Source organism: Mesorhizobium sp. M1A.F.Ca.ET.072.01.1.1, assembly GCF_004023325.1.
GTDB lineage: Bacteria > Pseudomonadota > Alphaproteobacteria > Rhizobiales > Rhizobiaceae > Mesorhizobium.
This window is the reverse complement of sequence record NZ_RZSF01000338.1, coordinates 1-7,148: the sequence shown is the minus strand read 5'-3', so window position 1 is coordinate 7,148 and position 7,148 is coordinate 1. Positions and strand designations below refer to the sequence as shown.

6 protein-coding genes, 1 pseudogene and 1 riboswitch are annotated in these 7,148 nt (G+C 60.3%); of the genes and pseudogenes, 5 read left to right on the top strand and 2 right to left on the bottom strand.

Annotated elements, in window-relative coordinates:
* On the bottom strand, positions 1–480 hold a 480-nt coding region (locus EOA32_RS30855), incomplete at its 3' end, for a DUF433 domain-containing protein (protein ID WP_145971399.1).
* A gap of 533 nt (positions 481–1,013) precedes the next feature.
* Positions 1,014–1,536 (bottom strand): annotated as a pseudogene (locus EOA32_RS40225) (SMC-Scp complex subunit ScpB).
* 898 nt (positions 1,537–2,434) lie between these two features.
* Here EOA32_RS40225 and EOA32_RS40835 point away from each other — a divergent pair.
* The 5 genes from EOA32_RS40835 to thiS all read left to right on the top strand — a co-directional run bounded on the left by EOA32_RS40835 (position 2,435) and on the right by thiS (position 7,127).
* The gene (locus tag EOA32_RS40835) at positions 2,435–2,896 is read left to right on the top strand and encodes a hypothetical protein (protein ID WP_306283303.1); all 462 of its coding nucleotides are present in this window, start codon (positions 2,435–2,437) and stop codon (positions 2,894–2,896) included.
* A gap of 662 nt (positions 2,897–3,558) precedes the next feature.
* Positions 3,559–3,786 carry a hypothetical protein gene (locus EOA32_RS30840; protein WP_245454713.1) on the top strand — a complete coding sequence of 76 codons (228 nt, stop codon included), beginning with the start codon at positions 3,559–3,561 and terminating at the stop codon, positions 3,784–3,786.
* A gap of 121 nt (positions 3,787–3,907) precedes the next feature.
* Positions 3,908–4,024: riboswitch (TPP riboswitch) on the top strand.
* A 103-nt stretch (positions 4,025–4,127) separates the two neighbouring features.
* Entirely contained in the window at positions 4,128–5,963 is a 1,836-nt protein-coding gene (gene thiC, locus EOA32_RS30835; RefSeq protein WP_126063809.1) for a phosphomethylpyrimidine synthase ThiC, read from the top strand.
* Positions 5,960–6,961 (top strand): glycine oxidase ThiO, encoded by a 1,002-nt coding sequence (thiO, locus tag EOA32_RS30830; protein ID WP_126057621.1) that lies wholly within the window; start codon positions 5,960–5,962, stop codon positions 6,959–6,961. The genes thiC and thiO overlap by 4 nt, the downstream gene beginning before the upstream one ends.
* Positions 6,930–7,127, top strand: coding sequence for a sulfur carrier protein ThiS (gene thiS, locus EOA32_RS30825; RefSeq protein ID WP_126057620.1), 198 nt, complete (start codon positions 6,930–6,932; stop codon positions 7,125–7,127). Before thiO ends, thiS begins: the two co-directional genes overlap by 32 nt.
* Positions 7,128–7,148 lie beyond the last annotated feature (21 nt).

Below are 7,148 nucleotides of genomic sequence, written 5' to 3'. Positions count from 1 at the left end.
TCCCTCCAGAACCTCCGCTTCATCTGCGCCCTGCGCTAGCATCGTCGTGATCATACGAACAGGGATGCGGGTTCCTTTGAAGACAGGCTCTCCGCCCATCACCCCTTTAACGCGGCCGATGGCGGCCTCCGCTTCATCAAGATCCACGATGCGCGCTTTGAGCTGTTTACGTGCCTCGGCGACGTCGACGATCAGCAGGTCGTCGGCCCTTACGGTCTTGGCCCTTGGGGCAGCTTTGATTTCCTCGAACAGGCGGTAGCGACGATCAGCGGGCAATGTCGCACCCACGCCATACCAAAGCTTGAGCCGCAGCAAATCCTCGCCGGTCAATGCCCGTCGGACGACCCCACCGATGCGCCGAGCAGTGCTTGGCACAGTATCGACAATGCGTTTGTCGATCGCATTGTGCACGGCCTTGATTCCTATCCCGCTGACGGCGGCTGCCTCTGCGGGGGTGTAGATGCGAGCAAGTGTGCCCATTATTCTTCTCCTTATAAAGAATAATATAGGCCGTTTGACCCCCTCCGTAAAGGCACGCGTCTTTGGAATCACGGCGGTTAGCAAAGGCGGTGGTGAGCCGAGAGGCCTCACAAACCCTTGGGGCTCGAGATGGCAGACTCGGCGCAGTATAATTGCGCTAACTATCGAATTTGCAGTTGGCGACAAACGACACACGAGTTCGTCGCGGACTTTTAACTCTGCGAAGGCGCGTCTTCGAGCGCTTTGAAACCCTACACCCATCTGCAGGCCATCTGTATCAAGCTTTGGACCAAAACCGTTTCCATCGCTCACGAGCGTTCTCTCTGGGGGTCTCAAGTGGGGCTTGCCCATGGCCACGAATTTTTGGGCGACAGCGGTGCAGAGGCCGCATACCGCTGCCTGCTTGACGTCGCTGACCGTGTCCATGTCCGAAATTTGCCTACAAATTTCGGACGCCCTTGGGCGCGCTAGATTCGCTATGGAAAGCTGGAAGCACTCGCAAGCCCGGTGGCCACAGCGTCTGCAGCGCCAAGCTATTCCTCCGTATCCAAACCCGCATCCTCATGGCCACTAGCCAACTCTGGCATAATTTCACCAGCAAGCAGCTCATCTCTGCTCAGCAGCCCGGCATCCTCGAGCGCCTCGCAGTCCGGGAGATCGCGAAGCGTGTCGAGGCCGAACTCGAGCAGGACGCTTTTGTCGTCACATAGGTGTAGGGAGCGCCGGGCGTCGGACTGCGCGGGTTCGACGCGATCAGGCCGGTGCCGCAGATGGCCGATCAGGTCGCGACTGATTACTTCCCGAAAACCGACGACAATTCGGCGCGGGTAATCGGCTGGAAGTGCCGATGCACATCAGCATCAGCACGTCCGACCACGTCAGGTCCACGGCACGCCCGCTGCTTCCGCAGGCGCGGATGGCATCGGCATAGGCCGGCCGTGTCAGGTGCTTCCAGCCGCCGGCGACAGCGACGAGGTCATAGGGCCGTCCGCGCAGCTCTCGGATGTCGTCGATGAGAAGGTCACGGGCGAGCTCGCGGGAGAGACTGCACCGCAAGCGCGTCCCGCGCGCGCGAACTGCTCGATCAACTGATCTCAGACGACGACGAATCTCGTCCAGATTCCAAAAGCGGTGGCCGCAGCGGCGCTTTGCGGGCTCGCGTTACCACAGATCGCAGAACTGTGATCTCGCCTTGTGCCCGAGACCGCAATCTGGGCTCGCGACGAAGCATATCGCTTGCGATCATCAAAGGACGCGTCGACGCCGTCGGTTGCCTTTTCCACCGCCGCCTCACACATCGTGTTGGGGCTGAAGAGCTACCTGCAAATCCTCGCAACGGGCGCGGCCGCATCCTTGATTTTACAAATTGACACGTCTTGGTTTTTAGAAAATGCCACGTGCGATGATGGCGCCAAAAAAAAATGTCACGCGAGATGATCATGCCTGAGGTAAATGGTCCGCCAAAGTTGGGAAAGGTATACCGGTTGAATGGTGGATAGGTACGCCGGATAAAAAGGGCTTCGGGTTCCGGAAGACGAACTAATCGACGGATAGGCGCTGCTCGTGAGGGAAACTGCATGCGCATTACGGTTATGACCATCCAGGGATGTCGGATATGATCTTGAATAGTGACATTGCAGGCCAAAGAGCGGCCGAGAAGCTAGCAGAGGGCCTGAAATCGCAGGGCAAGCAGCAATACGAAGAAAGGTCGAGGGAACGCGAACGAGATGTGTCTCGTTAGGTCGCACGTTGCACCAGGGGTGCGTCGGAAGGCACTCCGCCGTGTCCTGAAGAGGTAGCCTGCACTTGAGAATAGCCACGGTGGTACCTTATTTTCGGCTGTGAAGCACACGAGACCCGCGACGTGAGACCCAGTTGCTCAATACCCAGTTGCTGGGTGAGCGTGCATGACTGCCAACGGAAGGTCTTGCACGCACCCTCGCGATCTTGAGCAATGGTCGCCATGACTTTCTTCTTGCAGGCTTTTGAGTGGCCCAGCCTGCAATCACCAGACCCCACCGACTCTAAAGAGCGTGGCAGACGGGATAGTCGAGGTTGCCCGGCACAATTACGCTCAAGGCTTGCGCCGCCCAGAGGACACGCTGAAAAGGCAGCATGGGCGCGCAAGCACGCCATTCACGAGAGGTTCGACATGAAGACTATGCAAGAAAAAGACATTCCGGCATTCGTGCAAGCAGTTGTGGAGGCCGGCTGCAACATTTGCGCGATTGGCAACTTGGGATATGTCTTTGGCGATGCTGATTTGACGCCGGCGCAACGGAGGTCCGTCGAGCCACAGCTGCGCAGGATTGCTGAGATCTACGGCGAACGCGATCATCTCATGGACGAGATAGCTGTATATCTGCGGTCGATCGGACGCCATGTCGAGGTTGAGCCGAAGACAGGTGTTTCCTGATGGCCGCGATCGATCGCGTTCCGTAGTCGCCATTTCTATTGGGTAACGAGCAGCCGTCTTCCAACCTCTGAAACAAAAAAGAGGTGACCCCCAAAGGCCGCTCTCGAGACCGCAAGTCTGAGCCGCTAACGCATTGCGATAACCAGGCTGTCCGAACTGGGCGTCGATGCCTTCCTCGACCAGGTCGCGGTAGGCGGCGATCTCATCTACCGCATGCATAGCCAAGCCAGAGAAGTTTTCGGCAGCGGAATTCTCGGTCGCTTCCCCTTTTATGACTAGAGGGTGCGGCCGATCCGGCCGCGACGATCTCGCAGGGATTGCCATATACGGCAACACGAACACCGGCGGATCAATACTCGGATAATGGCGGCCGGCTATGTAGCGATCGATCGCGCACCAACATATCAATGCAATAGCTTAGTTGCTTTCAAAGGCGGGTCTCTACGAACTGCAAGCAAGCTAAACGATTGCGTCAACTCTTCCTCGCAGAGCGAAAACTCCGCGCCCACGCGATTTCTCTGCTGGAACAGCGGCACATCCTCAGCGCCAGGACACGGCCGCCGCCGTCGGGTTTTACGAAGCCGGTGATTGCATAAGTTGCCCGCAAGATATCATTGGTATCGGGAACGCCGCCGATGCCGCATCCTGAATAGAGCGGCCGCTTGCACCTGCCAGCCCGACGACCAGATCATATCTGCAACTCCATCTACCTGGACGTGGTGCAAATCACCTCGCTGAAGCCGCAAATCGTCGCCTTCGACCAGGATAACCACATCCGTGACCGCCTGAGCTACTCGGTCGATCTCGACGCACATGGCCGATACAGTTTTTCCATCCTTCACGAAGCGAATGAGACTTTGGCCATTCCAGCCCTGGTCTACGGGGCGTGACTTGTCCCCGATGCATGCGCGAGCTCTCCGCTCGGCCGGCCGCCGGACGTCGCCACCGGCCGAAGGCGCCCGAAGGCGCCCGAAGGCGCTTGACAAAGCAGCACCGGCCCATTCAACTTGAGGCATTCACCAGGGGAGTCCCGGTAAGGGGCTGAGATACTGCTGGCTTTCGCGGCGCAGTGACCCGTTGAACCTGATCCAGTTCATACTGGCGTAGGGACGGTGCAAGCGCTTTGCGGGAGTTTACGCCCGAGGTCCTGCTGCAGCAGGTCTACAGAAGCGTCTTTTCATCCTTCCGGCACAGAACTGGGTCTCCAATGCATGAGCAAAGGAGCCTCACGATGAATGCCCTCACCCCCGCCGTGTCGACGGGACCACTGCCCGCCTCGCGGAAAATCCACAAGCCCGGCGTCCTCTACCCGCAGATCAGGGTGCCGATGCGCGAGATTTCCGTCCATCCGACGGCCGGCGAACCGCCCGTCACCGTCTACGATCCGTCCGGCCCCTACACCGATCCATCAGTCCAAACCAGCATCGAAAAAGGCCTTGCCCGGCTTCGCCACGAATGGGTCACGGCGCGTTGCGATGTCGAAGCCTATGACGGCCGCCACGTCCGGCCGGAAGACAATGGATTCGCCACCGGCGAGCGCCTGACACCGGAATTTCCGATACGCAATCGGCCGCTCAAGGCCAAGCAGGGCAAGGCGGTGACCCAACTTGCCTATGCGCGCGCCGGCATCATCACGCCAGAAATGGAGTTCGTAGCCATCCGCGAGAATCTCGGCCGCGAGGTGATGCGCGGCAAGCTGCAACGCGACGGCGAAGCCTTCGGCGCGGCGATCCCAGATTTCGTCACACCCGAATTCGTGCGCGACGAGGTGGCGCGCGGACGCGCAATCATTCCCGCCAACATCAATCATCCCGAGAGCGAACCGATGATCATCGGGCGAAATTTCCTGGTGAAGATCAACGCCAACATCGGTAACTCGGCTGTCACATCGTCGATGGCCGAAGAGGTCGAAAAGATGGTGTGGGCGATCCGCTGGGGCGCCGATACGGTGATGGACCTGTCGACCGGCCGCAACATCCACAACATCCGCGACTGGATCGTGCGCAATGCACCGGTGCCGATCGGCACGGTGCCGCTCTATCAGGCGCTCGAAAAGGTCGGCGGCATCGCCGAGGACCTCAACTGGGAGGTCTATCGCGACACGCTGATCGAGCAGGCCGAGCAAGGCGTCGACTATTTCACCATCCACGCCGGCGTGCGGCTGCACTACATACCGCTGACCGTCGACCGGGTCACGGGCATCGTCTCGCGCGGCGGCTCGATCATGGCCAAATGGTGCCTGCACCATCACCGGGAGAGCTTCCTCTACGAGCATTTCGAGGAGATCTGCGACATCGCCAGAGCCTATGACGTTTCCTTCTCGCTCGGCGACGGCCTTCGTCCCGGTTCAATCGCCGATGCGAACGACGCGGCGCAATTCGCCGAACTGGAAACACTTGGAGAACTCACCAAGATTGCCTGGGCAAAGGACTGCCAGGTGATGATCGAAGGCCCGGGCCATGTCCCCATGCACAAGATCAGGCAGAACATGGACAAGCAGCTCGCAGTGTGCGGTGAGGCGCCGTTCTACACGTTGGGGCCGCTGACGACCGACATCGCGCCGGGCTATGACCACATCACCTCAGGGATAGGTGCCGCCATGATAGGCTGGTTCGGCACCGCAATGCTTTGCTACGTCACGCCGAAAGAGCATCTCGGCCTTCCCGACCGCAACGACGTCAAGATTGGGGTGATCACTTACAAGATAGCCGCCCATGCAGCCGATCTGGCGAAGGGCCATCCGGCAGCGAAAACCAGGGATGATGCCCTTTCGCGCGCGCGCTTCGAGTTCCGCTGGGAGGACCAGTTCAACCTGTCGCTCGACCCCGAAACCGCACGGTCCTTCCACGACCAGACCTTGCCCAAGGAGGCGCACAAGCTGGCACATTTCTGTTCGATGTGCGGGCCGAAATTCTGCTCCATGCGCATTTCCCACGACATCCGTGCCGAGGCTCAGAAGGAAGGCATGGCGGCAATGGCGGCAAAATACCGGGAGGGCGGCGATCTCTACATGCCGGCGGACGAGACTGGCGTACCGGTCGTGCCGGAGGCTCCCAAACCATCATGAGGGTGCTCGTCAAAGGGGCCGGCGTTGCCGGCCTCACCGTCGCTTTCGAACTCGCCGCCCGCGGCGCGACGGTCACAGTCGCCGAGATGCGGCATGGCCTTGGCGGCAACGCGTCGTGGTTCGCCGGCGGCATGCTGGCGCCATGGTGCGAGCGCGAAAGCGCGGAGCAGCCGGTGCTGGATCTCGGACGCGACGCTGCCGACTGGTGGGATGCGGTGCTGTCGGGTCAGGTGACACGGGCCGGGACATTGGTCGTGGCCGCGCCGCGTGATGCCGGTGAGCTTGACCGGTTCGCCAGTCGCACGTCAGGGCATAGGCGCGTCGATGAAAACGAAATTGCGCTCCTGGAACCCGACCTCGCCGGCCGCTTCCGGCGTGGATTGCTCTTCCCCAACGAGGCTCACCTCGACCCACGCCAGGCGATGGCGGCACTTCATGACAACCTTGCGACCATGGGTGTCAAATTCCACTTCGGCTGCGACGCCCGGCCTGTTTCGGGTTTCGCCCGTCAGATAGACTGCATGGGAATGGCAGCGGCCGATGACAGGCTGCGCGGTGTTCGCGGCGAAATGCTGATCCTTCGCACGCCTGATGTCTCGCTGTCGCGGCCGGTCCGTTTGCTTCATCCACGCTTTCCGCTTTATGCCGTGCCGCGCACCGATCACCGTTTCATGATCGGAGCGACGATGATTGAAAGCCAGAGCGCCGGACCGGTGACGGCGCGTTCCATGATGGAGCTGCTGGGCGCCGCCCATGCCCTCCATCCGGCCTTTGGTGAGGCCGAGATCGTTGAAACCGGTGTGGGTGTCCGTCCGGCATTTCCCGACAATTTGCCACGCGTCGAAACAGACGGTGAGATCATCGCGATCAACGGTCTTTATCGTCACGGTTTTCTCCTCGCCCCCGCCATGGCGCGCCAGGCTGCCGGCCTGGTTTTCAGTCAAGACAGAACCAAGGAGCATGCTCATGAAACTGATGGTCAACGGCGAGGCGCGTGAGATTGCCGCCACCACGCTGGCCGAGTTGCTTGCCGCGCTCGACTATGAGGGCGATTGGCTCGCCACCGCCGTCAACGGCGACCTCGTGCACAAAGCCAACCGCACGGAGTTCCAGTTGAGCGACGGCGACCGGATCGAAATCCTCTCGCCCATGCAGGGCGGCTAGCATGTTGGAGCTTTATGGAAC

Coding starts and splice junctions, on each gene's coding strand:
- EOA32_RS40835 (WP_306283303.1), top strand. CDS start 2,435: ATGGTCGCCATGACTTTCTTCTTGCAGGCTTTTGAGTGGCCCAGCCTG.
- thiC (WP_126063809.1), top strand. CDS start 4,128: ATGAATGCCCTCACCCCCGCCGTGTCGACGGGACCACTGCCCGCCTCG.
- thiO (WP_126057621.1), top strand. CDS start 5,960: ATGAGGGTGCTCGTCAAAGGGGCCGGCGTTGCCGGCCTCACCGTCGCT.
- thiS (WP_126057620.1), top strand. CDS start 6,930: ATGAAACTGATGGTCAACGGCGAGGCGCGTGAGATTGCCGCCACCACG.